The organism is Microbispora rosea (genome assembly GCF_900156315.1).
Classification (GTDB): Bacteria; Actinomycetota; Actinomycetes; order Streptosporangiales; family Streptosporangiaceae; genus Microbispora; species Microbispora rosea.
Window position 1 is genome coordinate 209677 of the sequence record NZ_FTNI01000010.1, and the last position, 24590, is coordinate 234266.

Sequence of the window (24590 nt, forward strand, 5' to 3'; positions counted from 1 at the left end):
TGGGCACTCAAGGTGCCGAGGGGGAATCCATGCGCTTGTCTGCCCGCTTGTCCGGCACCGCCATCGTGCTCTGCGTCGCCGTCGGCGGCTGCGGGGCGGCGCCCACGGACTCCGCGCCCGAGACGCCGGTGTACGTGCTCAACCTCCAGAACTCCGAGCGGGGCAGGGCGGAGCAGCGGCCGGCGAACCTCGTGCTCTCGGAGTTCAGCACGATGAGCGAAGTCACCTGGCGGACCTGGGGGCCGACCAGGGCGACCGGCGCCGGCCGGATCAGCGGCACCTGGTGCCTGCCCGAGTGCGCGGACGCGCCGTACGCCGCCACGGTGACGCTGAGCAGCGTGGTCCCGGTCAAGGGCAAGGGGTACTTCAGCCGCTACGCCGTCACGGCCGACGTGCCCGTCCAGCACCGTCCCGAGGCCGATCTGGCCGGGGTGCTGCCGACGCCCTGAGCCCTGTGCGGGAGGGGAGATTCGATTTCGCATACGCCGCCGTGGCCGTGTATGGTTACACCTGTCCGCAGCGCGAGAGCGGCAGCGGACCCGCCCCTATAGCTCAGTCGGCAGAGCGTCTCCATGGTAAGGAGAAGGTCAACGGTTCGATTCCGTTTGGGGGCTCTAGCCAGAAAGTCCTATCCAAGCAGTGTTTCTGACTGAGCGCTGCCGGGTGGGGCTTTCGGCTTGGTGGGGATGCCTCATCCTCGCCGAAGCACCGATCTCGATCATGGCTGATCCCGATGCGTGAATAGCCGTACAGGTCGGGTATCCTTGCGTGGCCGGATGCAGTTCCGGCCGAGGCGGAGTAGCTCAGTCAGGCAGAGCAAGCGGCTCATAATCGCTGTGTCGCCGGTTCAAGTCCGGCCTCCGCTACTACCCTGCCGGGTCACCTGCATAAGGAGACCCCGGTGTGGGTTGTCCAGTAGTCCCGAACGCAGAAAGGCACTCCCACGTGGCTGCCGCAGACGTTAGGCCGAAGATCACGCTGGCCTGCCAGGAGTGCAAGCACCGCAACTACATCACGCGGAAGAACCGGCGCAACGACCCGGATCGGCTTGAGCTGAAGAAGTACTGCCCCAACTGCAAGACGCACCGGGCGCACCGCGAGACCCGCTAGGTTACGGCGCGGACCGCACGCACTTCCGACACCGGCGTTCCCTGCGGGGCGCCGGTTTGTCGTGTCCGGAGCGGCGCGGGCCGGTGTCCGCAGGTGTGGGTCTGTTACGGTACGGCCTACCCAGCTCGTCTCTAAGGAGCCCGGCCCGATGCCTTTGAACCGCGATTTCGTCGGGCGGACGTACGAGTCGTCCGCGCCCTACGAGGTCAGCCGCGTGAAGATCAGCGAGTTCGCCACCGCGATCGGCGACTCCAACCCGATCTACCACGACCGGCAGGCCGCCATGGCGGCCGGGCACCCCGACGTCGTCGCGCCGCCCACGTTCCCCATCGTGTTCAGCCTCTTCGGGACCGGTGAGGCGCTCGCCGACCCCGACCTCGGGCTCAACTTCGCGATGGTCGTGCACGGCGAGCAGAGGTTCGAGTACGAGCGGCCCATCCACGCGGGCGACGAGCTGGTGTGCGCCTCGACCGTCGCGGAGATCCGCAGCGTCGGCCGCAACGAGTTCCTGACCCTGCGCAGCGACGTCTCGACCACCTCGGGTGAGCTGGTCTGCCGGACGTACAACATCATCGTGGAGCGCGGAGGGGCGGCCTGATCATGGCGGCGACGGTCAAGTACGACGAGGTGGAGACCGGCCAGGAGATCCCGGCCGTCGAATACCAGGTCCGCCGCGTGGACCTGGTGAGGTACGCCGGCGCCTCGGGCGACTTCAACCCCATCCACTGGAACGAGCGGTACGCGAAGGCGGTCGGCCTGCCCGACGTCATCGCGCACGGCATGTACACGATGGCGCAGGGCGGCCGGTTCGTGACGGACTGGGCGGGCGACCCCGGCGCGGTCGTGGAGTACGGCGTCCGGTTCTCCTCCATGGTCGTGGTGCCGGACGACGACAACGGCGCGACGATCACGATCAGCGGGGTCGTCGAGGACAAGCGCGAGGACAAGCGCGTCGTCGTGGCGCTGACCGCGAGGTCCGGCGACGCCCGCGTGCTGTCCAAGGCCCGCGCGGTGGTCCAGCTCTCCTGAGCTCCCTCTCCCGGCCGGGCCCGATTGGCCGTGGCGGTGCTGGGTAGCGGTCGGATCGTGAGCGAGCGAGACAGCGAAGCGAAGAACGAGCCGGTCACGACGCAGCGGGAGCACGGCGACGTCGCCGGTGTCGCCGCCGAGACCCAGGACCCGGGCAAGGCGGGCGACGCCCAGGGCGGCGCGATGCCGCGCCCGCGGGCGCGGAACGCCAGGGAGGCCGCGGGAGCCGTGGGCCCGGAGGAGATCACCGAGGTCAAACGGGACGTCGCCCCCGGCGGGACGATCGAGACCGCGCTGACCCCCTCGGGCGAGCCGTCGGTGGTCGCCTCCCAGCTCCTGTGGGACGGCAGTTCGGCCACGTCCAGGGTCGACGAGTCGATCGCCGAGGCCGAGCGCGAGGACCACGGGTAGTTATCCTGTTCGTCGGGATGTTCCGGGTGCGAGGAGACCGATGGCTGACCGGTTGGCAGGGGTGCCGCTCGCCCCGTACACGACGTTGCGGACGGGCGGACCGGCCCGGGCGTTCACGCAGGCGCGGACGCAGGACGAGCTGGTCGCGATCGTGGCCGAGGCCGACCGTGAGGGCGAGCCCGTGCTGGTGCTCGGCGGTGGCAGCAACCTCGTGGTGTCCGACGACGGGTTCGACGGGCTCGTGGTGCGCGTCGCCACCCGGGGCGTGGAAGCAACATCCGAGAACGGCCGCGCGCGGGTCACCGTTCAGGCGGGGGAGGACTGGGACGCCCTGGTCGCCCGCTGCGTCGCCGAAGGCTGGTCGGGGGTCGAGTGCCTGTCGGGCGTTCCCGGGCTGGTGGGCTCCACCCCGATCCAGAACGTCGGCGCGTACGGGCAGGACGTCTCGCAGACCGTCGCCGTCGTCCGCGTGTACGACCGGAGGGCCGGCGAGGTGAGGGACCTCACGGCGGCCGAGTGCGGCTTCGCCTACCGGCACAGCGCGTTCAAGCACGACCCCGACCGGCACGTCGTGCTGGCCGTCACCTATGCCCTGGAGCGCTCCCGGCTGTCGGGGCCCGTGGCCTACAAGGAGCTGGCCGCGCGGCTCGGTGTGGAGATCGGCGCGCGGGTGCCGCTGGCCGACGCGCGGGAGGCGGTGCTGGAGCTGCGACGGGGCAAGGGCATGGTGCTCGACCCCGGCGACCCGGACACGCGCAGCGCCGGGTCGTTCTTCACCAATCCCGTGCTCGGCCCGGAGGAGGCGGCTGCCCTGGCGCTGCGGGCCCCCGGCCATCCGCGCTGGGACACGCCCGACGGCATGGTCAAGGTGCCGGCGGCGTGGCTGATCGAGAACGCCGGGTTCCCCAAGGGCTACGAGAGGGGCCGGGTCCGCATCTCGACCAAGCACACGCTGGCCCTCACCAACCCCACGGGCGAGGCGGGCGCGGCCGAGCTGCTGGCGCTGGCCCGCGAGGTGCGCGAGGGCGTGCACGAGAAGTTCGGGGTGTGGCTGGTCAACGAGCCCGTGCTGGTGGGAGCAAGTCTTTAGCTCGGTTAAACTGGGACAACACCGAAGGGGAGTAGTCCGAAATCCACTGATCGACACACTGGCGGTTCGTCCGCCCGGTCGTGGAGCCCTCGTGGCGGACGAGACCTTCGGCCCGACAGTCATGATCACATGCTGCCGGGCCGAAGTCGTGCCCGAACTCCCCGGGTGACGCACGGCGGCCCGGTCGCATCTCCCCTGTAGGAAGGCGACCCCGTGCAAGCCCTCTGGATCTCCCTCGTCGTCATCTTCGTGGCGGAGCTCGGCGACAAGAGCCAGCTCATGGCCCTGACCTTCGCGACCCGGTTAAAGACGGGGCCGGTGCTCGCCGGAATCACCGTGGCGACCGCGCTCGTCCATCTCGTCAGCGTCGGCCTCGGCAGGGTCGTCGGCGACGCTCTCCCCACCACCGCCATCTCGATCATCGCGGGCCTGGCGTTCCTCGCCTTCGCGGCGTGGACGCTGCGCGGCGACGAGCTCACCGAGGAGGAGAAGGGCAAGGCGGCCAAGACCACCCGCAACGCGTTCATCGCCGTCGCCGTGGCGTTCTTCCTCAGCGAGCTGGGCGACAAGACCATGCTCGCCACCATCACGCTGGCCACCCAGCACGGCTGGTTCGGCACGTGGGTCGGCTCGACCGTGGGCATGGTCGTCGCCGACGCGCTGGCCATCCTGGTGGGCCGGTTCCTCGGCACGCGCCTGCCCGAAAAGTGGATCAAGTATGGCGCGGCCGCCGCGTTCGCCGTCTTCGGCGTGCTGCTGCTGGTCGAACCCCTGTTCGCCTAATCGAGTAGAGACAGGCGGTGGGCCGCGGCGGCGGCCTCGCCCCGGGTCGACACGCCGAGCTTGGGCAGGATGTTCGACACGTGCACGCTGACGGTCTTGGCCGAGATGAACAGCTCCGCCGCGATGTCCCGGTTGCTGCGCCCGGCCGCCACCAGGCGCAGCACCTCCAGCTCGCGCGGGGTCAGGTCGGCCTGCCGTACGGGCTCGGACGGCGTGGGCTCGGAGAGAGGAGCGCCGAGACGGCGGGCCAGCGTCTCGATCTGGGCGACCAGAGGGGCCGCGCGCAACGCGACCGCGAGCGGGCAGGCCTCGCGCAGCCGCGCCGAGGCTCCCTCGCGGTCGCCGCTCGCGGCGGCGGCCGTGGCGCCGTGCAGGAGCGCCTTCGCCTGGACGTACGGACGGCCCAGCCGGCGCCACGCCTCGGCCGCGGCGTCGAACTCGCCCCGGTAGACCAGCCCGAACGCCTCGTTCACCGGACCGGCGCCCAGGTTGACGGCCAGCCGGTCGCCCAGCCCCCGCACGTGGGCCACCCGGTCGGAGGCGACCGGAGCCGCCGCGTCGCAGACGTATCGGACCGAGGCGAGCAGCCGTCCGGCGAGCATGGCCTTGCGGGCCAGCGGCGGGTCGTCGAGCGCCCCCTCCAGCACGTCGAGGGCCTTCAGGGGCTCGCCGCGCAGCAGGTGCCACGCGAGACGCAGGCGGACGTTGTTCGTCCACTCCTGGGTCTGCTCGTCCCGGTGCGGGGAGAAGGCGCCGACCTCGGTGAGGATGTCCTGCGCGAGGGTTTCTTCGCCGCGCGCGATCGCGATGTCCGCGCGGACCCGCAGCATGTGCCACCGGTTGCGCAGGGTCGGTCCCATCGTCAGGGACCGCTCGATGATCTCGACGGCCTCGTCCCACCGGCCGAGCGACTCCAGCGCCTCCGCCCGGTTGTTGGCGATGAACGTGCCCTGGTGGCGGAACCTGCCGAACCGCCGGGCGAGCTTCTCACCCTCCAGCGCGAGCGCCACGGCCTCTTCCGAACGGCCGAGGTTGTCGAGGGCGTCGACGTTGTTGGCCAGGGCGCGCAGGATGATGCGGGGCGAGTTCAGGCGGGTGCCCATCGCCAGCGCCTGCTCGTTGAGCGCGAACGTGGTCTCCAGGTCGCCGTTGATGGAGTGGCCGAGCGCCAGGTTGATCAGGAGGTCGGCCTCCTGCACCTCGTCGCCCATCTCGCGGGCGATGCGCTGCGCCTCCTCGGTGAGCGCGGTGCCCTCGGCGACCCCGTCGGCGCACATCAGGGTCTGGCCCAGCCGGGTCAGCACGAGCGCGCGTACGTCGCCGGGCTCAGGGACCAGTCGTTCGGCGTGCCACAGATACTCCAGGCTTCCCGGCTTGCCCTTGTGCGCCTTGACGTTGGCCATGCGGACCAGCAGTTCGGCCACCCGTTCGGGGGAGGTCTGCTCGTCCAGCTCGGCCAGCGCGCCGCGCACGTACTTCTGGCTCTGCTCCATCTCGCCGCTGAGGAAGGCCGCCTCAGAGGCCCGCTCCAGCACCGTGCAGTGGTCGTGGCCGATGCGCTCGGCGGCGTCGGGCACCTTGTCCCACAGCGTCAGCACGCGTTCGAGCAGCTGGATCTGCTCGGTGTAGGCGAACGACTTGGCCGCCTTCTCGGCCGCCTCCCACGCCGAGATCAGCGCCCACAGGTCGTCGCGTGCGGAGTACCAGTGGTGGGCGATCTCGATGGCCGCCCGGCCCGGGGGCACCAGAGCGCGGTCGCGGTCGATCTCCTCGGCGTACCGCGCGTGCATCCGCGCGTGCTCGCCGGGCAGCAACTCGTCGTGGACCGCCTCGCGGATCAGGGCGTGCCGGAACGCGTACGCCCCGCCGTCGGCCACCTGCAGCACGTTGGCCGCGATGGCCGGCCGCAGCGCGTTCTCCAGGTCCACGTCGGACAGGCCGCTGACCGCCGCGAGCAGGTCGTGACCGACGCGCACGCCCCCGGCGGCGGCGATCCTGAGCACCCGCTGGCTCTCCTCGGGCAGCCGCTCCACCGATCCGATGATCAGGTCGTGCAGCGAGTCGGGGAACGAGCACTCGTCGCCGCAGTCGAGCAGCGCCTCCACGAACAGCGGGATGCCGCCGCTGCGGTCGAAGACCCGGTCCACGTTGGCGAACTCGGGGGTCACCCCGAGGATCCCGGCCATCTGCGCGGCGACCTCGTCCTGGGTGAAGCGGGGCAGGTCCACCCGGACCACGCCGTCGACCCGCCCCAGTTCGGCCAGCACCGGCCGCAGGGGATGAGTGCGGTGCAACTCGTCCGAGCGGTACGTCATGACCATCAGGACGGGAGCCGACTTGAGGTTGCGGCTGAGGAAGGCGATGAGGTCCCGGCTGGAGCGGTCGGCCCAGTGGATGTCCTCGATGACGAGCACCACCGGCCGCCGCTCGGCGAGGCGCTCGAGCAGGGCGAGGATCAGCTCGAAAAGCCGGGCGCGGGCCGACTCGGTCTCCCCGTCGCCGCTCGGCTCGCCGAACTCGGGCAGCAGCCTGGCCAGGTCGCGGGCGGCGCCGTCGGGCAGCAGGGCGGCGACCTCGGCCGCGCCGCACTCCCGGACGAGCTGCCGCAGCGTGGCGGTGAACGGCGCGTAGGCCAGGCCCTCTGCGGACAGCTCCACGCAGCCCCCGACGAGCACGTGGGCGCCGTCCTGCGCGGCCTGCTCAGCGAACCGGCCGGCGAGGCGGGTCTTCCCCACGCCCGCCTCGCCCCCGATGAGCACTGCCGCGGTGGCCTGCTTGCGCGCCTGGTCATAGGCCTCGCCCAGGGTTTCCAGCTCCGCGCCCCGCCCGACGAAAACGGGGCTCACCGCCCGGCGTGTCATGTCCTCAAGCATGTCATGACCCTTTGCGTGGGTTCGCTTGAATTTTCGGAGCCCTTGTCACGGCGGCTGAAAGGCCCGGCCGGGAGGGAGGGTCCGGCCGGGCCTTCGTACGCGTCTCATGAGGTGCGGAGCTTGCCGAAGGCCGCACGCAGCCGGCGCTGGCCGGAGCGCTCCTGAGCCTTCCTGCCCGCCTGCGCCTGACGGGCGCGGCGGTGGGCGGCGGCCTCCTCCTGAAGCTCGGCCGCCCGGTTGATCATTACCTGGTAGTGCAGTTCGGGACCCATCAGAGCGTCTCCTTGTTTCGGGTCTCTTCTCGTACTCCTCAAGGTTCGGTCTAAGGCGTGGTGCGGCACATCGGGCGGATGCCCTATCTCTGGCACGGCCCGACGGCGTAGGACTTCTAAGGCGGGTAAGGAGATGCCTTAGGAACGCCTGGGTCCCCGGGTTTGGAATCATTCCGCGTGGTCGGGGATGCTGGTCTCGTGCCAACTATGACTACTCCGCTCGCGGAGGTCGCCTCCTCACCCTCGACGCTGCGTGCGTTCCTGCACGGCCTTCCCGGGGTCGACAGGGTCGGGGCGGACGCCCGGGCCGCGATGCTGGGCACGCGATCCATCAAGACGACCGCCAAGAAGCAGGCCATCGACATGGCCATCCGGATGGTCGACCTCACCACCCTGGAAGGCGCGGACACCCCCGGCAAGGTCAGGGCGATGTGCGCGAAGGCGGTGCGGCCCGACCCCGGCGACTCCTCCGTGCCGCCGGTCGCCGCCGTCTGCGTGTACCCCGACCTGGTCGCGACCGCCGTCGAGGCCCTCGCCGGATCCGGCGTGAAGGTGGCGTCCGTCGCCACGTCGTTCCCCAGCGGCCGGTCCTCCCTTGAGGTGAAGGTCGCCGAGACGTCCCTCGCCGTGGCCGCGGGAGCGGCCGAGATCGACATGGTCATCGACCGCGGCGCGTTCCTCGCCGGCGACTACCTCAAGGTGTACGAGGAGATCGTCGCCACCAAGGAGGCCTGTGGTCGTGCCGGAGGCGCGCAGGGAGGGCGTCGTGCCGGAGGCGCGCAGGGAGGGCAGGGTGCGCATCTGAAGGTGATCCTGGAGACCGGCGAGCTCGCGACGTACGACAACGTGCGGCGGGCCTCCTGGCTCGCGATGATCGCCGGGGCGGACTTCATCAAGACCTCGACCGGCAAGGTGTCGCCGGCCGCGACGCTCCCGGTGACGCTCGTCATGCTGGAGGCCGTGCGCGACTTCCTGGCCGCGACCGGCCGCAAGGTGGGCGTGAAGCCCGCCGGCGGCATCCGCACCACCAAGGACGCGATCAAGTATCTGGTGCTGGTCAACGAGACCGCCGGGCCGGACTGGCTCGACCCCGACTGGTTCCGCCTCGGCGCCTCCTCGCTGCTGAACGACCTGCTCATGCAGCGGCAGAAGATGGCCACCGGCCGGTACGCCGGTCCCGACTACTTCACGCTGGACTGAGGGCTGGACTGAGGCATGTTCGAATACGCACCCGCACCAGAGTCGCGGGACATCGTCGACATCCGGCCGTCGTACGGCCTTTTCATCAACGGCGAGTGGGTCGAGCCGCAGGGCGAGGAGCGCCACAAGACCGTCAACCCGGCCACCGAGGAGGTGCTCGCGGAGGTCGCGTGGGCGGGGGAGGCCGACGTCGACCGCGCGGTCCAGGCGGCGGCCAAGGCGTTCCCCGTGTGGTCGGCCATGCCGGGCGCGGAGCGGGCCAAGTACCTGTTCCGGATCGCCCGGATCATCCAGGAACGGGCGCGTGAGCTGGCGGTCCTGGAGACGCTCGACAACGGCAAGCCGATCAGGGAGTCCCGCGACGTGGACCTCCCGCTGGTCGCCGCCCACTTCTTCTACTACGCCGGCTGGGCCGACAAGCTGGCCTATGCGGGGTTCGGTCCTGATCCCCGGCCGCTGGGCGTGGCCGGGCAGGTCATCCCGTGGAACTTCCCGCTGCTCATGCTGGCCTGGAAGATCGCGCCCGCGCTGGCCTGCGGCAACACGGTCGTGCTCAAGCCGGCAGAGACCACGCCGCTGACCGCGCTGGCGTTCGCCGACATCTGCCGTCAGGCGGACCTGCCGCCGGGGGTCGTGAACATCGTCACCGGCGCGGGCGGGACGGGCGCCGCGCTCGTCAACCACCCCGGCGTGGACAAGGTCGCCTTCACCGGCTCGACCGAGGTCGGCCGCCTCATCGCGAGGAGCCTCGCCGGGACGCGTAAGAAGCTCACGCTGGAGCTCGGCGGCAAGGCCGCCAACATCGTGTTCGACGACGCGCCGCTGGACCAGGCCGTCGAGGGCATCGTCAACGGCATCTTCTTCAACCAGGGCCACGTCTGCTGCGCCGGATCGCGGCTGCTGGTGCAGGAGTCGATCGCCGCCGACCTGCTCGAGGCGCTCAAGCGGCGCCTCGGCACGCTCCGGCTCGGCGACCCGCTGGACAAGAACACCGACATCGGCGCGATCAACTCGGCCGAGCAGCTCGCCAAGATCCGCGAGCTGTCGGAGGCGGGGGAGGCCGAGGGCGCCGAGCGGTGGTCGCCCGCCTGCCCGATCCCCGACCGCGGCTACTGGTTCCCGCCCACCCTCTTCACCGGCGTGGCCCAGTCGCACCGCATCGCCCGGGAGGAGATCTTCGGGCCGGTGCTGTCGGTGCTGACCTTCCGCACCCCCGCCGAGGCGGTGGAGAAGGCCAACAACACGCCGTACGGGCTGTCGGCGGGCGTGTGGACCGAGAAGGCCTCGCTCATGCTGTGGATGGCGTCCCGGCTGCGGGCCGGCGTCGTCTGGTCCAACACGTTCAACCGGTTCGACCCGGCCTCGCCGTTCGGCGGCTTCAAGGAGTCGGGCTACGGTCGCGAGGGCGGGCGGCACGGTCTGGAGGGCTATCTTGCGCTGTGATCATTCCTCCGGCCGCCCGTCCTGCAGGTGCGCCGACGGGCAGCGCCGCCGCCTGACGCGCCGGGCGCGCGCCGGTGCCGGGGAGGGCTTCTCCCGGGGCCGCCGCTCCCGCCGCTTCGCCGTACGGCACGGCTGGTTCGCGCACCGTGGCGGCGTGTGCCGCTGCGGCCAGACCTACCAGCCGGCCCGTCCTCTGGAGATTGGAACCTTCGATGAGTGAGCGCACCGAACGCCTGAGTGTGCGCAAGACGTACAAGCTGTTCATCGGCGGCGCGTTCCCGCGTTCGGAGAGCGGAAGGTCGTATGTCGTGACCTCCTCCAAGGGCGACTTCATCGCCAACGCGGCCAGGGCCTCGCGTAAGGACGCCAGGGACGCGGTCTCGGCCGCGCGGAAGGCGTTCCCCGGCTGGTCGGGCGCCACGGCGTACAACAGGGGCCAGATCCTGTACCGGATCGCCGAGATGCTGGAGGGCCGCCGCGCGCAGTTCGTCGCGGAGATCACCGCCGTGGGCGGCGTGGGGGCCAAGCAGGCCGGCGAGATGGTGGACGCGGCGGTCGACCGGCTGGTCTGGTACGCGGGCTGGTCCGACAAGATCGGGGCGGTCCTCGGGTCGGCCAACCCGGTCGCCGGGCCGTACTTCAACCTGTCGAGCCCGGAGCCGACCGGCGTGGTGGCCGTGGTCGCCCCGCAGGGACCGCTGCTCGGGCTGGTCAGCGTGATCGCCCCGGTGATCGTGACGGGCAACACCTGCGTGGTGGTGGCCTGCGAGCGGGCGCCGCTGCCGGCGATCACGCTGGCCGAGGTGCTGGCGACCTCCGATCTGCCGGGCGGGGTGGTGAACATCCTCACCGGCTCGGCCGCCGAGATCGCCCCCTGGCTCGCGGGCCACATGGACGTCAACGGCATCGACCTGACGGGCGCGGACGCCGAGCTGGCCGTCACGTGTGAGGAGCTGGCCGCGGAGAACCTCAAACGGGTGCTCCGGCCGCCGGTGGATCGCGTGGACTGGCTCGCCGACCCCGGCATCGAGCGGATGACGGCGTTCCTGGAGACCAAGACCGTCTGGCATCCGATCGGGGTCTAGCCTTTCGCGAGGGCCAGGAGGAGCTCGGCGTTCGTCCCCGTGTTCTTCAGCGTGGTGAGGAAGCGTTCGAACGCCTCCTGGTCCTGCAACGCCCGGCGCAGCCGCCAGATCAGCGGCTGCTCCGCCGGGTGGAGCAGCAGTTCCTCGCGGCGCGTGCCGGAGGCGACGACGTCGACGGCGGGGAAGACGCGGCGGTCGGCCAGGCTCCGGCTCAGCTTCAGCTCCATGTTGCCGGTGCTCTTGAACTCCTCGAAGAGGTTGTCGTCCATCTTCGAGCCGGTCTCGACCAGCGCGGTGGCGAGGATCGTGAGCGAGCCGCCGCCGGAGATGTTGCGGGCGGCGCCGAGCACCTTCTTGGGCTGGTGCAGGGCCCGGGCGTCCATGCCGCCCGTGAGCACGCGTCCGCCGCTCGGCGCGGCCATGTTGTACGCCCGGCCGAGGCGGGTGATCGAGTCGATGAGCACGACCACGTCACGGCCCGCCTCCACGAGCCGCTTGGCCCGCTCGACGGCGAGCTCGGCCGCGGTGATGTGGTCCTGGGGCGCGCGGTCGAAGGTCGAGGCGATCACCTCGGCCTGGACCGACGCGCGCATGTCGGTGACCTCCTCGGGCCGCTCGTCCACCAGGACGACCATGAGGTGGCATTCGGGGTGGTTGGTGGTGATCGCGTTCGCGACGGACTTGAGGAACATCGTCTTGCCGGCCTTCGGCGGGGCGACGATCAGGCCGCGCTGGCCCTTGCCGATCGGCGCGAACAGGTCGATGACCCGTGTGGTCAGGACGTTCCGCGTCGTCTCCAGGCGCAGCGGCTCGTCGGGGTGGATCGGCACGAGGTCGGCGAAGTGCGGTCTCGCGGTGTCCACGGGCTCGCCGTTCACGATCGTGACGGCGGTGAGCCTGCCGTTCTGGGCGACGCCGCGGACCTGGTCGCCGCGGCGCAGGTCGAGCGCGTCCGCGAGCGCGGCCGGGACCGTCACGTCCTTCGGGCCGGGGAGGTAGCCGTTCGTACGGATCACCGTGTTCCTGCCCGACCTGTCGAGCAGGCCGGTGACCTCGGTGGCCGGGGTGTCCTTCGTACGGGCCGGCCTGGTGCGGGCGACGCCGCGCGGCTTGGGAACGCTGAGAGTGGTGGTGGTCATGGAACTCCTCGGGCTGGAGATGTCTGGGAAAGCGTGGGTGGGCGCGATCGCCTGCCGGAGCGGGATTCGCGCGGGTTTCACGGAGAGGCCGAAGCAGGAAGGCCGACCGGAGTGTGGGGCGCGTATGGGCTCACAGACGGAGCCAGAACCATACGACTTGCCGCTGACTATAACAGGCTCACCGGCCGCGGTGATTCCTCATGATCGCGCTACCGGGACTGCAAGGCGTCGAGCGCCACGGCCATGGCGATGACCAGGCGGCGGTCGAGGCGCGGATCGCGGATCTCGATGGCGTACCGGTCGCGCAGTCCCCACCTGCGGTCGACCGAGAACGCGATCGAGGCGCCGATGCTGAAGTCGAAGTGGTACGGCAGCCACTCCAGGGAGTCGGAGAACCGGCGTAACAGGGCGACCGTCAGGCGCCGCTCCTGCCCGGTCAGCGTCGGCAGTCCCGGCTGCTGGAGGTGCCAGGTCGAGCGGAGCAGCGACCGGCCGAAGTCCTTGCGGAACGTCCCGATGGAGTTCCCGGCGTCGTCCACCACGTCGTACTCACCCGCGAGGTCGAGGACCTTGCGCGCCTTGAACCCGGCCAGCGCCGCCTGGCGTGACTCGTCCGTGTAGAGCGTCACCTGCTCCTTGAGGGCCATCCGCTTCTGCTCGGCGAAGGCCACGGCCTCGCCTTCCGAACCGTCGGGGTCAGCCACATGGACGACGTACCTGTTCACCATCATGGTGATCTTCTGGCGCAGGTACAGGCGGGTCTGTGCCTGCAGGGCCGCTAATTCCATGCGAGACTCCAAGGACGGTCGTTTGTCTCCCTATATGCCCTCTTCCCGAAGAAGATCACCAGTGAGATGCCGTCGAATCGACGACCGGTGCGCCGGACGGCCGTCAGTGACCATAACCACACTTTTCGGGCTTGTAGCTCCAAGGGAACATCCCTATAAGGTAAGCCTTACCTAAATAGAGCCTTGGCAGGGAGTCTCCGTATGTCTCTCCGGCACCGCGGTATCGGTCTCGGTATCGGCGCCGTCGCAGTCGCACTCTCACTGGTCGGCTGCGGCGCATCCTCCGGCACCGGCACCGGCGCGGGAAAGCCCGCCGCCGAGGCCGCCCAGAAGGCCGTCGCCAAGGGCGGCGCGGACTTCGGCACCGCCGCGGAGAAGACCGCCGCTATGGGCACCACCGCCAAACCGGGCGAGTGGCCGCGCACCATCACCCACGCCATGGGCACGACCGAGATCAAGGCGCAGCCCACGCGGGTCGTCGTCCTGGACGTCGGAGAGCTCGACAACGTCGTGTCCCTGGGCGTCAAGCCGGTCGGCTTCGCGCCCAGCGAGGGCTCTCCCGAGCTGCCGTCCTACCTGAAGCAGGACGCCGGCACCCCGCAGAACATCGGCACGATCAACAACCTCAACCTGGAGGCGATCGCCGGGCTGCACCCGGACCTGATCCTCGGCAGCCAGTTGCGCGCCGCCGAGCAGTACGACGAGCTGTCGAAGATCGCCCCCACCGTGTTCTCCATCCGTCCCGGGTTCACCTGGAAGGAGAACTACCTCCTCAACGCGGCCGCCCTCGACAAGACCGAGGAGGCCAAGGCGAAACTCGCCGAGTACGACCGCAAGGTGAAGGACCTCGGCGCGAAGCTGGGCGACCACAAGCCCGTCGTCTCGATGGTGCGCTTCATGCCCAACGGCGTGATCCGGCTCTACGCCAACGCCTCCTTCATCGGCACCATCCTCAAGGACGCCGGCATCCCGCGCCCGGCCAACCAGGACATCCCCGACCTCGCCGCGGAGGTGAGCGCGGAGAACATCGACCAGGCGGACGCCGACGTCATCTTCACCGGTGTCTACGGCGATCCGAAGGCCACCGACAAGTCGGCGGTCCAGGGCAATCCGCTGTGGGCGAACCTCAAGGCGGTCAAGGCGGGGCACGCCTACGAGGTCCCGGACGAGACCTGGTATCTCGGCCTCGGAGTCACCGCCGCGATGGAGGTCGTCGGGGATCTGGAGAGGTACCTGGCCGGATAGGCGCGCGGTCCCGTACTCCGAGAGAGCGAACGAATGTCCCGCGCTACCCGACGCCGCATCGGCCCGACGGCCGGGGGCGCGCTCCTGCTGGTCCTCGCCGGGCTGCTGGTCCTCGCCGTGCTGCTCAGCCTCGCGGTCGGCAGCCGCCAGATCGCGCCGAGCGTCGTGGTGGACGCCCTGACGCACGGCGGCGGCAGTGGCGATGCCCACGTCGTGCGGTCGTTACGGGTGCCTCGCACCCTCATCGGGGTGATGGCCGGCGTCGCCCTCGCCGTGGCCGGCACGGTCATGCAGGGCATCACCCGTAATCCCATCGCCGAGCCCGGCATCCTGGGCGTCAGCCAGGGCGCTTCCGTGGGCGTCGTGTGCGCGATCGCGTTCTTCGGAGTGCATTCGCCGAGCGGTTATGTGTGGTTCGCCTTCGCCGGTGCGGGGATCGCGACCGTCGCCGTCTACGTCATCGCCAGCGGCGGGCGCGGCGGCGCCACCCCGGTCACGCTCGCCCTGGCCGGCACCGCGATGAACGCCCTGCTCGCCTCCGTGGTCTCCGGCATAACGACCACCGACGCCGGCGCCCTGGACGAGTTCCGGTTCTGGCACGTCGGCTCGCTCAGCGGCCGGAGCGCCGAGATCGCCGGTCAGACCTGGCCGTTCCTCCTCGTGGGGCTGCTGCTGGTCGCCGCGATGGCCCGGGGGCTCGACGCGCTCGCGCTCGGCGAGGACGTGGCCAAGGGGCTCGGCCACAACGTCCCCCTGCTGCGGATCCTCGGAGGTCTCGGCGCGACCGTCCTGACCGGCGTGGCGGTCGCCGCCGCCGGTCCGATCGCCTTCACCGGCCTGGCCGTCCCGCACATCGCGCGGGCGCTCGTGGGCACCGACCACCGCTGGGTCCTTCCCGCGGCGGCGCTGCTCGGTCCCGTGATGCTCCTGGTCGCCGACGTCCTCGGCCGCATCGTCTTCCCGCCCTCGGAGGTGCCGGTGGCCGTCATGACCGCACTGCTCGGCGTGCCGTTCCTGATCGCCCTGGTGCGGCGGAAAGCGGTGGTGGCGGCATGACACGTCCTGCGGGCTTCGCCGTCCTGCGCGCGGGGCGGGGCAGCTTCCTGCTGCACCGCAGGGCGGCCCTCGTCGCCGCCCTGCTCGGCGTGGCGCTCGCGGTGACCGCCGTCGCCTATCTGTGCGTCGGCGAGTCCTTCGTCAGCCCCGCGGAGGTCGTTCGCGTACTCTGCTCGGCTGTCGGAGGGGGGCAGCCGAGCCCCGACGAGTTCGTGGTCGGCACCCTGCGGATGCCCCGCCTCGTGGTCGGTCTGCTCGCCGGCGCGGCCTTCGGCGTCGCCGGGTCCTTCATCCAGACCGTGGCGCGCAATCCGCTCGCCAGCCCGGACGTGATCGGGGTGACACAGGGCGCGGGCGCGGCGACCGTCGCCGCGATGACCTTCAACGTCGCGGCGTACGACACCCTGCCGTACGTCTCGATCCTCGGCGGCTTGACGGCCGCTTCGCTGGTCTACGTCTTCGCGTGGCGCAAGGGCCTGCACGCCTCCCGTTTCGTGCTCATCGGCATCGGCATCTCGGTGGCCCTCGGCTCCCTGACGCAGCTGTTCCTCACCAAGGGCGACTACCTGGTGGCCCAGCAGGCCAAGGTCTGGCTCACCGGATCGCTGAACGGCCGCGGCTACGACCACGCCGCACCGCTCGCCTCGATCCTGCTCGTGCTGACGCCGGCGCTGCTCTGGGCGGCCCGGGCCCAGCGCACCGTGTCGTTCGACGACGACACGGCGACCGCTCTCGGCGTACGGCTCGGCCGGGTCCGCCTGTGCCTGACCGTCCTCGGCGTCGTGCTGGCGTCGGTGGCGACGGCCGCGGCGGGCCCGGTCGACTTCGTCGCGCTGCTCGCCCCGCAGATCGCCCGCCGCCTCACCCGCACCGCACAGATCCCCCTGCTCGGCTCCGCGCTGACCGGTGCCCTGATCGTGACCATCGCGGATCTGCTGGCCCGCAAGCTGTTCTCCCCGATCGAGCTGCCGGTCGGCGTGTTCACCGCGGCGGTGGGCGCTCCGTACCTGATGTGGCTGATCGTCCGCACTCGCAGCCGTTCCGGAGGTGCCAGATGACCGGCGACAGCACGACCGGGAACCGCCTGAGGGCCGAAGGGCTCGTGCTCACGTACGAGGACCGTACGGTCGTCGACGGCCTCGACCTGGAGATCCCGGACGGGCGGGTCACCGTCATCATCGGGCCCAACGCGTGCGGCAAGTCCACCCTCCTGCGCGCGCTGGGCCGGCTGCTCAAGCCGCGGCGCGGCTCGGTCCTGCTGGACGGCGCCGAGCTGGCACGCATCCCCACCAAGCGCGTCGCCCAGGAGATCGGGCTGCTGCCGCAGACCCCGGTGCCGCCGGAGGGCATCACGGTCTCCGAACTGGTCACCCGCGGGCGGCAGCCACACCACAAGTGGTGGCAGCAGTGGACGGAGGCGGACGAGCGGGCCGTCGGCGAGGCGATGGACCGCACCGCGACCGGCGATCTCGCGGAACGGCTGGTCGACGAGCTGTCCGGCGGCCAGCGGCAGCGGGCCTGGATCGCGATGGCCCTCGCCCAGGACACCGACCTCCTGCTGCTCGACGAGCCGACGACCTACCTCGACATCGCGCACCAGGTGGAGGTGCTCGACCTGGTGCGGCAGCTCAACCGTGAGCGCGGCCGGACCGTCGTCGTCGTCCTGCACGACCTCAACCAGGCCGCCCGCTACGCCGACCACCTCATCGCCATGAAGGCGGGACGCATCGTCGCCCAGGGAACACCGGACGAGGTCATCACCGCCGATCTGGTCCACGACGTCTTCGGACTCGCCTCCGTCGTCGTACCGGACCCGGTCACGGGCGGCCCGCTGGTCGTGCCGGGCGCGCCCTGGCAGCACGGATAGGCCCCTGTCACCTCTGGAGTTGCCTCAGGGTCGGCGGATCGGGGTTTTCTCAGGGTTCCTCGTGGAACGTGACTTCCACGGCCGTCCGTTGAACCGGATGACGAAAGGAGCCGATCGATGTACCGATCGAGACAGCACAAGATCATCGCTGGCGTCTGCGGGGGGATCGCGGACCGGTACGGCATGTCGCCGACGGTCGTGCGGGTGCTGTTCCTGCTGTCCTGCATTCTGCCCGGTCCGCAGTTCGTGGCCTACCTCATCATGTGGGTGCTGTTCCCCAAGGCCCCGGCCGCCTCCGCCCCGGGCTACGACTACTCGTACGGGCGGAGGTAGGCGGCAGCCACCGCGCGGGCCCGTTTATGCTCACATCAGGAGAGGTGAGCGATGATGCGGCAACGGCCCCTGACGCTGGTCCAGGACGACCTGGTCGACTACGAGAAGGCCATGGAGCGCATGGACGCGCTGGTCGAGGAACGGCAGGACGACGCGCGGCCCGACACGTTGTGGCTGCTCAGCCACCCGCCGGTCTTCACGATCGGCAAGCGGACGCTGGAGACCCACCTGCCCGACCCGTCGGCCGGCATCCCCGTGGTGCCGACGGGCCGCGGCGGCCAGCTCACCTATCACGGGCCCGGGCAGCTCGTCGGCTATCTCGTCGTGAAGCTGCGGACCGGCGAGGGCGTGGTCGACTACATCCGCGAGGTCGAGCTGCGGCTTGTCGAGGCGCTGGGCACGCTGGGCGTCCCGGCCGAGCGGCGCGACACCCCGCCCGGGTCGGAGCTGCTCACGGGCGTGTGGACCCGGGACACCGGGCGGAAGATCGTCTCGATCGGCATGCGGTCGAGCCGGTCGGTCACCAGCCACGGCTTCGCGCTCAACGTGGACGGCGACCTCACGCCGTGGGACCTCGCGGTCCCGTGCGGCATGCCCGACGTGCAGATGACCTCGATCGCCCGCGAACTCGGACGGGCCTCCATGGAGGAGACCCGCCGAGTCGTCGCGGAGACGTTCGAGGCCTCCTGAGGGGTTAAGCGACCGGTTCGCGGTCGCCCGCGTCGTCGACCGTACGGCGAGGGCCGGCGAACCAGTGCTTGGCCGACAGGTGCCACCACAGGGCGATGCCGATGAGCACGGCGCCCACGGCGATGGGGGCGTAGTTCACCGACGTCCAGGCGAAGTCCTTGTTGCCCGGGACGCCCGCGGGGGCGATGGGCAGGATGAAGTAGATCGAGATGATCGCGATCTCGACCACGGCGATCCAGGACAGCACCTTGTACTTGCGTCCGAGTGTCCAGGGCCCGGGCTGGAAGGAGTCCCCGGCGCGCAGGCGCAGCCAGATCGGGATGAGGAACGCGAGGTAGAGCCCGATCACCGCGATGGACACCACGGCGAGGAACGCCACGGGGGTCGTCGTGCCCTCGGGCGCGTAGAGCGCCGGCAGCGTGATCAGCAGCGCGACCCCGCAACCGGCGATGATCGCGTTGACCGGTGTGCGGTTGCGGTCGACCTTCGACCACAGCCGCCAGCCCGGCACCGCGCCGTCCCGGGAGAACGCGTACGTCATGCGCGACATCGAGGTCACGCAACTCATGCCGCAGAAGAACTGCCCGATCGTGGAGATGCCGAAGATGACGGTGGCGAGGGTGGACGACAGCGACGAGGTGAAGATGGCCCCCACGAAGCCGCCCTCGGCGTTGACGGCGTCCACGTTTGTGGCCGCGAACAGGAACGACAGCAGCAGGACCCAGCCGCCGATCGCGGAGTAGAAGATCGACTGCCACAGGCCCTTGGCGGCGGTGCGGGCCGCGCCGTGGGTCTCCTCCGACACGTGGGCGCAGGCGTCGAAGCCGGTGATCGTGTACTGCGTGAGCAGGAAGCCCAGCGGCAGCACGTACAGCCAGAACGTGGGACCCGAGTCGCCGTCGCCGAAGCCGGAGTTGTTGAACGTCTCGAACAGGAAGCCCACATCCTGGTGCTTCGACGGGCCGAAGATCAGGATCAGCACGACGGCCGCCGCGCCGAACACGTGCCACCACACCGAGACGTTCTGCAGCAGTGAGATCAGGCGGTGGCTGAAGATGTTGATCAACGCGTGCAGCACCAGGACGATCGCGAACAGCAGGAAGGTCTGGTGCAGCGCGTTGCCGTTCGCCCAGGAGTCGCTGAACCGCCCGATCGTGATGTTCAGGAACGTCGCGCAGCCGTAGTCGACCGACGCGGTCACCGCGATCAGGCCGATCAGGTTGAGCCAGCCGGTGAACCAGCCGTGGACGGGCCCGCCCAGCTTGGCGGCCCACCAGTAGATGCCCCCCGCCGTGGGGTACGCGGAGACCAGCTCCGCCATGCAGAACCCGATGATCAGGATGAACGCCGAGATCAGCGGCCAGCCTATGGAGATCGCAAGGGGTCCGCCGTTGTTCCACGCCTGACTGAAGGTGGTGAAGCACCCGGCCAGGATCGAGATGATGGAGAAGGAGATCGCGAAGTTGGAGAACCCGCTCCAGGTGCGGGCCAGTTCCTGCTTGTAGCCGAGTTCCGCTAGTCGTTTGGCGTCGTCGTCGAGGGCTTGCGCCACTGAGGCCTCCTCTAACTACTGGTGCGGAGTTTCCGGACGCCGTCGAGCAGGCGTCCGAAGCTGGGATTCCCGAGGTCGCGTACGGCTTGGGCGAACTTGTCTGCGGCCTCGGCGGAGTAGTCGAACCCGGGCAGGGCCCCGTCGCGGACCAGCCCCTCGTGGATGACGAACCAGAGCGTCCAGGTGAGGTTGGACATGATCAGGTTCAGCCGCACCCGGGGGACGTGCTCGTCGTCGCCGAAGTAGGCCCGCGTGAGCCGTACGACCTGGTCGGGATCGAAGTCGGATTCGGCGGCGATGTCCCCCAGCTCGAAACAGGGGTCGTTGTTGCCGGAGAGCTGGTAGTCGACGATCCGGACGCCGTCGCCGGTGGCGATCAGGTTCTCGGCCAGCAGGTCGTTGTGGCAGGGCACCGTGGGGAGCGGGCGCCGGGCCAGCGCCGCCTCGATGTCGGTCGCTGCCGGCAGCGCGTCCTCATAGCCGGCGGGGAGGGCCAGGCCGTGGGCGCGGCAGCGCGCCACGAACTCCCGGAGCTTGCCGAAGATCGAGAAGTCGTTGCCGAAGCGAGGGCCGGCGTGCAGGCGGCGGCAGGCGTCCGCCACCTCCTCGATCCGCGCGGCCACGGCCGGGACGTCGAGGGTGACCCCCTCGACGTACTCCAGGAGGAGGACGCCCGGCAGCACGTGGACGACGCGGGGGCCGATCCCGGACGCCGCGGCGGCGACCGTGTTGGCGATCTCCTGGTCGAGCGGGATGCCGAGGCCGGTCTCCGCGATGCGCGGGTCGAGCACCCGCAGGAGCCAGCGGTCGCCGTCCTCGCTGTCGACCCTGGCGATGTGGTGGCTGAGCCCGCCCTTGATCGTCGTGAAGGTCAGAGGCCGCCCGGCCCAGGCCGTGACGAGATCCATTGCGTCTGCGACGGGATCTGGCATGCCCGGCTCCTTTTGGTCTACCTTCAGACCATTGATCCGATTGTCTGGGCCGGGTGTTACAGGACGGTACCGATGTCGCAACTTCCCGCAGACGCCCGCGCCGTCGTCATCGGCGGCGGAGTGGCCGGATGCAGCGTCGCCTATCACCTCGCCCGGCTCGGCTGGACCGACGTGATCCTGGTCGAGCGGCACGACCTCACCGAGGGCACGACCTGGCACTCCGCCGGCTTCGTCGGCCAGCTCAGGTCCACCGTCACGCAGACCAGAATGATCATGTATTCGGCCGGTCTCTACCCCGAACTGCGCGAGCTGACCGGGCTCGATCCGGGCTGGCACGGCGTGGGCGGCCTGCGCCTGGCCACCACCCCCGAGCGCATGGAGGAACTGCTGCGCCAGGCCGGGGCCGCCGAGACGTACGGGCTCGACCTGGAGTTGCTCGGCCCCCAGGGCACGCTCGACCGGCTGCCGCTGCTGGAGGTGGGGGACGTCCTCGGGTCGCTGTGGCTGCCCGGGGACGGCTGGCTCGACCCGGCCCGGCTCGGTCACGCCCTGGCCGAGGGCGCTCGCAGGCTCGGCGTACGGATCTTCACCGGTGTCGAGGTCACCGGCGTCGACGTCCACGACGGCCGCGTGACCGCCGTACGGCTGCGCGGTGACGGCAGTGAGGACGGCGAGCACGTCGTGCGTACCGAGACCGTCGTCGACGCGGCGGGGGCGGCGGCCGGGGTGGTCGGGCGGATGGCCGGTGCCGACATCCCGATCGTGCCGATCAAGCACCAGTACGTGGTCACCCCGGCGTCCGGCGTCCCGGCGGACGCGCCGACCGTCCGGGACCCGGACAACATCGTGTACTTCCGTGAGGAGGACGGCGGCATCCTCGTCGGGGGCTACATCAGGAGCCCGCAGATCTGGGACACCGGCCGGCCCTTGTCCGAGCCCCGCACCCTCTTCGCGCCCGACATGCCGAAGTTCCGCGAGTCGTGGGACTCGGCCGTCCGGCGGGTGCCGTCGCTGAGGTCGGTGGGGGATGGCGACGACCCGGCCGCGTTCCGCAAGGTCGTGCACGGGCCGGAGGCGTTCACGCCCGACGGGGAGTTCTTGCTGGGGGAGACCGAGGTCGCCGGACTGTGGGTGGCGGCCGGTTTCTGCGTGCACGGCCTGGCCGCCGCCGGCGGCGTGGGCAAGGTCATGGCCGAGTGGATCGTCGAGGGCGCCCCCGAGTACGACGTCTTCCGCATGGACGTGCGCCGTTTCGGCTCTTATGCCAGGTCTGTCCGCTGGGCCCGCGCCAGGGCCCTGGACTCCTACAGCACGTACTACGACATCGTCTATCCCGGCGAGGAGCGCACCGCCGCCCGCCCGCTGCGCCGTTCGCCCGCCTGGGTGCGGCACGAGGCGCTGGGCGCGTCCTTCGGCGAGAAGGCCGGGTGGGAGCGGGTCAACTGGTATCCGCCCACCTCGGATGAGGACGTGGCACGGCCGAGGGGATGGGCGGGCCGGGTCTGGTCTCCGGCGATCCGCGAGGAGTGCCTGGCGACGCGGGACGCCGCCGGGCTGTTCGATCAGACGTCCTTCGCCAAGCTTGAAATATCCGGATCTGTGACTGACCTGGAGCGGCTCGCGGGCAACGCCCTTGACCGGCCCGTCGGCTCGGTCGTCTACACCCAGTTGCTCGACCGGCGCGGGGGCATCGAGGCGGACGTCACCGTGACCCGGCTGGCGGCGGACCGGTTCCGTCTCGTCACCGGCACCGCGTTCGGGGCCCACGACGCCGCGCTGCTGCGCCGTCACGGGCTCGCGGTCGCCGACGTCACCTCCGCTTACGCCTGCTACTGCCTGTGGGGGCCTCGCGCGTACGAGATCCTGGCGTCGCTGACGGACGACGATCTGACCTTCGGCTACCTGCGGGCCGCCGAGATCAGCGTGGGGCACGTCCCGGCGCTCGCCCAGCGGGTCACGTTCGTGGGCGAGTTCGGCTGGGAGCTCTACTGCCCGTCCGAATACGGGCTGACGTTGTGGGACTCCCTCATGGCGGCGGGCCTGCCGCACGGCATGCGGCCGGCGGGCTACCGCGCGCTCGACTCGCTGCGGCTGGAGAAGGGCTACCGCGTGTGGGGCCTCGACGTCACACCCGAGACCACCCCGCTGGAGGCCGGGCTCGGCTTCGCCGTCCGTCCGGAGCGCCGGGCCGCCCTGCCGCGTCCCCGTACGGCTCTGCGCTGCCTGGTGCTCGACGACGAGCGTGACGGCGGGCGTGACGTCTGCCTGGGCGGCGAGCCCGTACGGCTGGACGGCCGTCCGGTCTCCCGCGTCACCAGCGGCGGATTCGGCCACCGGGTCGGCCGCTCGATCGCGTACGCGTACCTGCCGCTGGACGTGCAGCCCGGCGGGCGTGTGGACATCGGCGTCAACGGCGGAAGCGTGGGCGCCACCGTCGTCCGGGAGCCGCTCTACGACCCGGACGGCCTCCGGATCAAGGCCGAGCCCTGGCGGTAGGTGGGCGTCGACGAACCTTGGCCCCGGTCACTGCGCCGGAAGCAACCTCCGGTCCTCGCGAAGCCCGCTCCGCTGGGCCTTCGCTGCGGTCCTCGCTTCCTTCCGCTCCGCTCCCTCGATCCCTCGCGTCGGCCCTGGTCGTCATTCCCGAAGCCGTGTGGCTGCGAGGCGGTGGTAGGTGAAGGTCCAGCGGTCGGTGCCGGTTTGGCGGCGGGTGTAGCGGTGGGGGTGCTGGTAGCGGTCGCGGTTGTGGAACTGGCAGGCCGGGCCCAACAGCTTCAGGTCGGTGAGTCCGCCGGTGCTCCAGTTGTCGGCGTGATCGATCTGGCACATGGTCGCCGGGAGCGGGCAGCCGTCGATCCAGCAGGTGGCATACCGGGCGAAGATCGCTCGCCGTTGGGCGGGGGTGGCCAGGCGGACCTTGCGGCCCATGTCCAGCACCTGCCCCTCGGCGTCCATCACCAGCCGCACCAGGGTGCTGGTGCGGGCCAGGCGGTGCACGCTGGTGACGGGCAGCATCTGCCCAGTGGCCAGCAACAACCCCGGCACCGTCCCCAACGCCGTCCCCAGCAACGCCCCCGGCGGCGTCCCGAACAGCGCCCCCGGCGTCCCTGGCTCTGATCCCGGTGGATGTCCCGGTGGCGTCTCCGGCTCTGGTCTCGCCGTTCCCGGCGTTCCCGGTGCCTGCGTCGCACACGAGCACCGCGCCGAGCTGCCGCACCGGCACGCGCCCTGGCCGTCCGCCGCGTCCTGCCGAGCCCGGCCCTGCTCCTCGCCGCCCTGCTCCTCGCCGTCCGGCTGATGGCGGCCCGAGTCATGGCGGTACTGGCCACGGCGCACGTCGCCGTGGTCCTCAGACGTGGCCTGCGCATGCCGGCAGTCCCTCGCAGGCTGATGCCCGGCGTGGGTGTGATGTGCGGCGTCCTCGGGAGGAGGATCCGGCTGCGCTGCGTGGGCAGGCGCTATGCCGGAAGGTGTTGCGCCCCAGGGTGCTGGGTTCGAAAGCGCTGTGTCTGAAGGCGCTGTGTGCGAGGGCTGGCCGCCGTCTGCAGGCCATGCTGACGCGCGCCGTCCGGCGTGCGTTGCCCCAGTCTGTGTCGCGGCACGGTCGTGGTCTTCGCCCTCTACGGGCGTGGTGTGGTCGCCCTTGGTAGAGGCGTCGCTCGCGGTGTCGTGCGGCTCGCACTCACCGGCCC

Annotated in this window: 25 protein-coding genes and 2 tRNA genes; 20 read left to right on the forward strand and 7 right to left on the reverse strand. The window is 70.8% G+C overall.

Going from position 1 to position 24590, the window contains the following annotated elements; all coding sequences use genetic code 11:
* The first annotated feature begins 29 nt into the window (after positions 1-29).
* From BXA11_RS16960 to BXA11_RS17000, 9 genes are all read left to right on the forward strand, one after another.
* A complete protein-coding gene (locus tag BXA11_RS16960) occupies positions 30-449 on the forward strand; it encodes a hypothetical protein (protein ID WP_143734334.1) in 420 nt (139 codons plus the stop codon).
* A gap of 92 nt (positions 450-541) precedes the next feature.
* Positions 542-614, forward strand: a tRNA-Thr gene (locus BXA11_RS16965).
* A gap of 178 nt (positions 615-792) precedes the next feature.
* Positions 793-866: transfer RNA gene (locus BXA11_RS16970), tRNA-Met, on the forward strand.
* Between the two features lie 79 nt (positions 867-945).
* Entirely contained in the window at positions 946-1110 is a 165-nt protein-coding gene (rpmG, locus tag BXA11_RS16975; protein ID WP_030510782.1) for a 50S ribosomal protein L33, read from the forward strand.
* 148 nt (positions 1111-1258) lie between these two features.
* The gene (locus BXA11_RS16980; RefSeq protein ID WP_076435562.1) at positions 1259-1708 is read left to right on the forward strand and encodes a MaoC family dehydratase N-terminal domain-containing protein; all 450 of its coding nucleotides are present in this window, start codon (positions 1259-1261) and stop codon (positions 1706-1708) included.
* A gap of 2 nt (positions 1709-1710) precedes the next feature.
* Positions 1711-2139 carry a MaoC family dehydratase gene (locus tag BXA11_RS16985; protein WP_030510784.1) on the forward strand — a complete coding sequence of 143 codons (429 nt, stop codon included), beginning with the start codon at positions 1711-1713 and terminating at the stop codon, positions 2137-2139.
* Between the two features lie 57 nt (positions 2140-2196).
* Positions 2197-2550, forward strand: coding sequence for a hypothetical protein (locus BXA11_RS16990; RefSeq protein WP_143734336.1), 354 nt, complete (start codon positions 2197-2199; stop codon positions 2548-2550).
* A gap of 40 nt (positions 2551-2590) precedes the next feature.
* The gene (locus BXA11_RS16995) at positions 2591-3640 is read left to right on the forward strand and encodes a UDP-N-acetylmuramate dehydrogenase (protein ID WP_076435566.1); all 1050 of its coding nucleotides are present in this window, start codon (positions 2591-2593) and stop codon (positions 3638-3640) included.
* Positions 3641-3853: 213 nt separating this feature from the next.
* Complete coding sequence (locus tag BXA11_RS17000; protein WP_076435569.1) at positions 3854-4423, forward strand: TMEM165/GDT1 family protein; 570 nt, start codon at positions 3854-3856, stop codon at positions 4421-4423.
* Here BXA11_RS17000 and BXA11_RS45370 read toward each other — a convergent pair.
* Positions 4420-7284, reverse strand: coding sequence for an ATP-binding protein (locus tag BXA11_RS45370; protein ID WP_275409781.1), 2865 nt, complete (start codon positions 7282-7284; stop codon positions 4420-4422). The genes BXA11_RS17000 and BXA11_RS45370 overlap by 4 nt on opposite strands.
* Positions 7285-7400: 116 nt before the next feature.
* On the reverse strand, positions 7401-7568 hold the full coding sequence (locus tag BXA11_RS43170; RefSeq protein WP_156081123.1) for a hypothetical protein: 168 nt from the start codon (positions 7566-7568) through the stop codon (positions 7401-7403).
* A 207-nt stretch (positions 7569-7775) separates the two neighbouring features.
* Between BXA11_RS43170 and deoC the strand changes: the two genes are divergently transcribed.
* The 3 genes from deoC to BXA11_RS17020 all read left to right on the forward strand — a co-directional run bounded on the left by deoC (position 7776) and on the right by BXA11_RS17020 (position 11296).
* Positions 7776-8768: a 2-deoxyribose-5-phosphate aldolase gene (gene deoC, locus BXA11_RS17010; protein ID WP_030510789.1), complete on the forward strand. Its 993-nt coding sequence runs from the start codon at positions 7776-7778 to the stop codon at positions 8766-8768.
* A 15-nt stretch (positions 8769-8783) separates the two neighbouring features.
* Positions 8784-10211 (forward strand): aldehyde dehydrogenase family protein, encoded by a 1428-nt coding sequence (locus BXA11_RS17015; protein WP_030510790.1) that lies wholly within the window; start codon positions 8784-8786, stop codon positions 10209-10211.
* Between the two features lie 212 nt (positions 10212-10423).
* Positions 10424-11296, forward strand: a complete 873-nt coding sequence (locus tag BXA11_RS17020) for an aldehyde dehydrogenase family protein (protein WP_030510791.1) — start codon at positions 10424-10426, stop codon at positions 11294-11296.
* Here BXA11_RS17020 and rho read toward each other — a convergent pair.
* Both rho and BXA11_RS17030 read right to left on the reverse strand, forming a co-directional pair.
* Entirely contained in the window at positions 11293-12435 is a 1143-nt protein-coding gene (gene rho, locus BXA11_RS17025) for a transcription termination factor Rho (protein WP_076435573.1), read from the reverse strand. The genes BXA11_RS17020 and rho overlap by 4 nt on opposite strands.
* 209 nt (positions 12436-12644) lie before the next feature.
* Positions 12645-13223 (reverse strand): LURP-one-related family protein, encoded by a 579-nt coding sequence (locus BXA11_RS17030; protein ID WP_076435575.1) that lies wholly within the window; start codon positions 13221-13223, stop codon positions 12645-12647.
* Between the two features lie 201 nt (positions 13224-13424).
* On the opposite strand from BXA11_RS17030, the gene BXA11_RS17035 reads away from it, so the two are divergent.
* The 6 genes from BXA11_RS17035 to lipB all read left to right on the forward strand — a co-directional run bounded on the left by BXA11_RS17035 (position 13425) and on the right by lipB (position 18414).
* The gene (locus BXA11_RS17035) at positions 13425-14468 is read left to right on the forward strand and encodes an ABC transporter substrate-binding protein (RefSeq protein ID WP_076435577.1); all 1044 of its coding nucleotides are present in this window, start codon (positions 13425-13427) and stop codon (positions 14466-14468) included.
* 33 nt (positions 14469-14501) lie between these two features.
* Entirely contained in the window at positions 14502-15524 is a 1023-nt protein-coding gene (locus tag BXA11_RS17040) for a FecCD family ABC transporter permease (protein ID WP_076435579.1), read from the forward strand.
* Positions 15521-16582, forward strand: coding sequence for a FecCD family ABC transporter permease (locus BXA11_RS17045; protein WP_076435581.1), 1062 nt, complete (start codon positions 15521-15523; stop codon positions 16580-16582). The genes BXA11_RS17040 and BXA11_RS17045 overlap by 4 nt, the downstream gene beginning before the upstream one ends.
* On the forward strand, positions 16579-17391 hold the full coding sequence (locus BXA11_RS17050; RefSeq protein ID WP_030510797.1) for an ABC transporter ATP-binding protein: 813 nt from the start codon (positions 16579-16581) through the stop codon (positions 17389-17391). The genes BXA11_RS17045 and BXA11_RS17050 overlap by 4 nt, the downstream gene beginning before the upstream one ends.
* A gap of 117 nt (positions 17392-17508) precedes the next feature.
* Positions 17509-17724: a PspC domain-containing protein gene (locus tag BXA11_RS17055; protein ID WP_030510798.1), complete on the forward strand. Its 216-nt coding sequence runs from the start codon at positions 17509-17511 to the stop codon at positions 17722-17724.
* Positions 17725-17778: 54 nt separating this feature from the next.
* On the forward strand, positions 17779-18414 hold the full coding sequence (gene lipB / locus BXA11_RS17060; RefSeq protein ID WP_204054042.1) for a lipoyl(octanoyl) transferase LipB: 636 nt from the start codon (positions 17779-17781) through the stop codon (positions 18412-18414).
* A 4-nt stretch (positions 18415-18418) separates the two neighbouring features.
* Here the strand turns inward: lipB and BXA11_RS17065 are convergent, their stop codons facing one another.
* Together BXA11_RS17065 and BXA11_RS17070 are read right to left on the reverse strand one after the other, a co-directional pair.
* Positions 18419-19966, reverse strand: a complete 1548-nt coding sequence (locus BXA11_RS17065; RefSeq protein WP_030510800.1) for an amino acid permease — start codon at positions 19964-19966, stop codon at positions 18419-18421.
* 11 nt (positions 19967-19977) lie between these two features.
* Entirely contained in the window at positions 19978-20898 is a 921-nt protein-coding gene (locus tag BXA11_RS17070; RefSeq protein ID WP_083744302.1) for a choline/ethanolamine kinase family protein, read from the reverse strand.
* A gap of 72 nt (positions 20899-20970) precedes the next feature.
* On the opposite strand from BXA11_RS17070, the gene BXA11_RS17075 reads away from it, so the two are divergent.
* Entirely contained in the window at positions 20971-23394 is a 2424-nt protein-coding gene (locus BXA11_RS17075) for a GcvT family protein (RefSeq protein WP_076435587.1), read from the forward strand.
* A 141-nt stretch (positions 23395-23535) separates the two neighbouring features.
* Here BXA11_RS17075 and BXA11_RS43175 read toward each other — a convergent pair whose 3' ends face one another.
* Positions 23536-23934, reverse strand: coding sequence for an HNH endonuclease signature motif containing protein (locus tag BXA11_RS43175; protein ID WP_159454796.1), 399 nt, complete (start codon positions 23932-23934; stop codon positions 23536-23538).
* On the opposite strand from BXA11_RS43175, the gene BXA11_RS43180 reads away from it, so the two are divergent.
* Entirely contained in the window at positions 23921-24196 is a 276-nt protein-coding gene (locus tag BXA11_RS43180) for a hypothetical protein (RefSeq protein WP_159454797.1), read from the forward strand. The two genes, BXA11_RS43175 and BXA11_RS43180, sit on opposite strands and share 14 nt — an antisense overlap.
* The last annotated feature ends 394 nt before the right edge of the window (positions 24197-24590 follow it).

Bases quoted from the DNA above. Each gene is read 5' to 3' on its own strand.
- BXA11_RS17045 (WP_076435581.1), top strand. From the start codon at position 15,521: ATGACACGTCCTGCGGGCTTCGCCGTCCTGCGCGCGGGGCGGGGCAGC.
- BXA11_RS16980 (WP_076435562.1), top strand. From the start codon at position 1,259: ATGCCTTTGAACCGCGATTTCGTCGGGCGGACGTACGAGTCGTCCGCG.
- BXA11_RS16995 (WP_076435566.1), top strand. From the start codon at position 2,591: ATGGCTGACCGGTTGGCAGGGGTGCCGCTCGCCCCGTACACGACGTTG.
- lipB (WP_204054042.1), top strand. From the start codon at position 17,779: ATGCGGCAACGGCCCCTGACGCTGGTCCAGGACGACCTGGTCGACTAC.
- BXA11_RS17015 (WP_030510790.1), top strand. From the start codon at position 8,784: ATGTTCGAATACGCACCCGCACCAGAGTCGCGGGACATCGTCGACATC.
- BXA11_RS45370 (WP_275409781.1), bottom strand. From the start codon at position 7,284: ATGACACGCCGGGCGGTGAGCCCCGTTTTCGTCGGGCGGGGCGCGGAG.
- rho (WP_076435573.1), bottom strand. From the start codon at position 12,435: ATGACCACCACCACTCTCAGCGTTCCCAAGCCGCGCGGCGTCGCCCGC.
- BXA11_RS17020 (WP_030510791.1), top strand. From the start codon at position 10,424: ATGAGTGAGCGCACCGAACGCCTGAGTGTGCGCAAGACGTACAAGCTG.
- BXA11_RS17075 (WP_076435587.1), top strand. From the start codon at position 20,971: ATGTCGCAACTTCCCGCAGACGCCCGCGCCGTCGTCATCGGCGGCGGA.
- BXA11_RS16985 (WP_030510784.1), top strand. From the start codon at position 1,711: ATGGCGGCGACGGTCAAGTACGACGAGGTGGAGACCGGCCAGGAGATC.
- BXA11_RS16960 (WP_143734334.1), top strand. From the start codon at position 30: ATGCGCTTGTCTGCCCGCTTGTCCGGCACCGCCATCGTGCTCTGCGTC.
- BXA11_RS17055 (WP_030510798.1), top strand. From the start codon at position 17,509: ATGTACCGATCGAGACAGCACAAGATCATCGCTGGCGTCTGCGGGGGG.
- BXA11_RS43170 (WP_156081123.1), bottom strand. From the start codon at position 7,568: ATGGGTCCCGAACTGCACTACCAGGTAATGATCAACCGGGCGGCCGAG.
- BXA11_RS17035 (WP_076435577.1), top strand. From the start codon at position 13,425: ATGTCTCTCCGGCACCGCGGTATCGGTCTCGGTATCGGCGCCGTCGCA.
- BXA11_RS17040 (WP_076435579.1), top strand. From the start codon at position 14,502: ATGTCCCGCGCTACCCGACGCCGCATCGGCCCGACGGCCGGGGGCGCG.
- BXA11_RS17070 (WP_083744302.1), bottom strand. From the start codon at position 20,898: ATGCCAGATCCCGTCGCAGACGCAATGGATCTCGTCACGGCCTGGGCC.
- BXA11_RS17050 (WP_030510797.1), top strand. From the start codon at position 16,579: ATGACCGGCGACAGCACGACCGGGAACCGCCTGAGGGCCGAAGGGCTC.
- deoC (WP_030510789.1), top strand. From the start codon at position 7,776: ATGACTACTCCGCTCGCGGAGGTCGCCTCCTCACCCTCGACGCTGCGT.
- BXA11_RS17030 (WP_076435575.1), bottom strand. From the start codon at position 13,223: ATGGAATTAGCGGCCCTGCAGGCACAGACCCGCCTGTACCTGCGCCAG.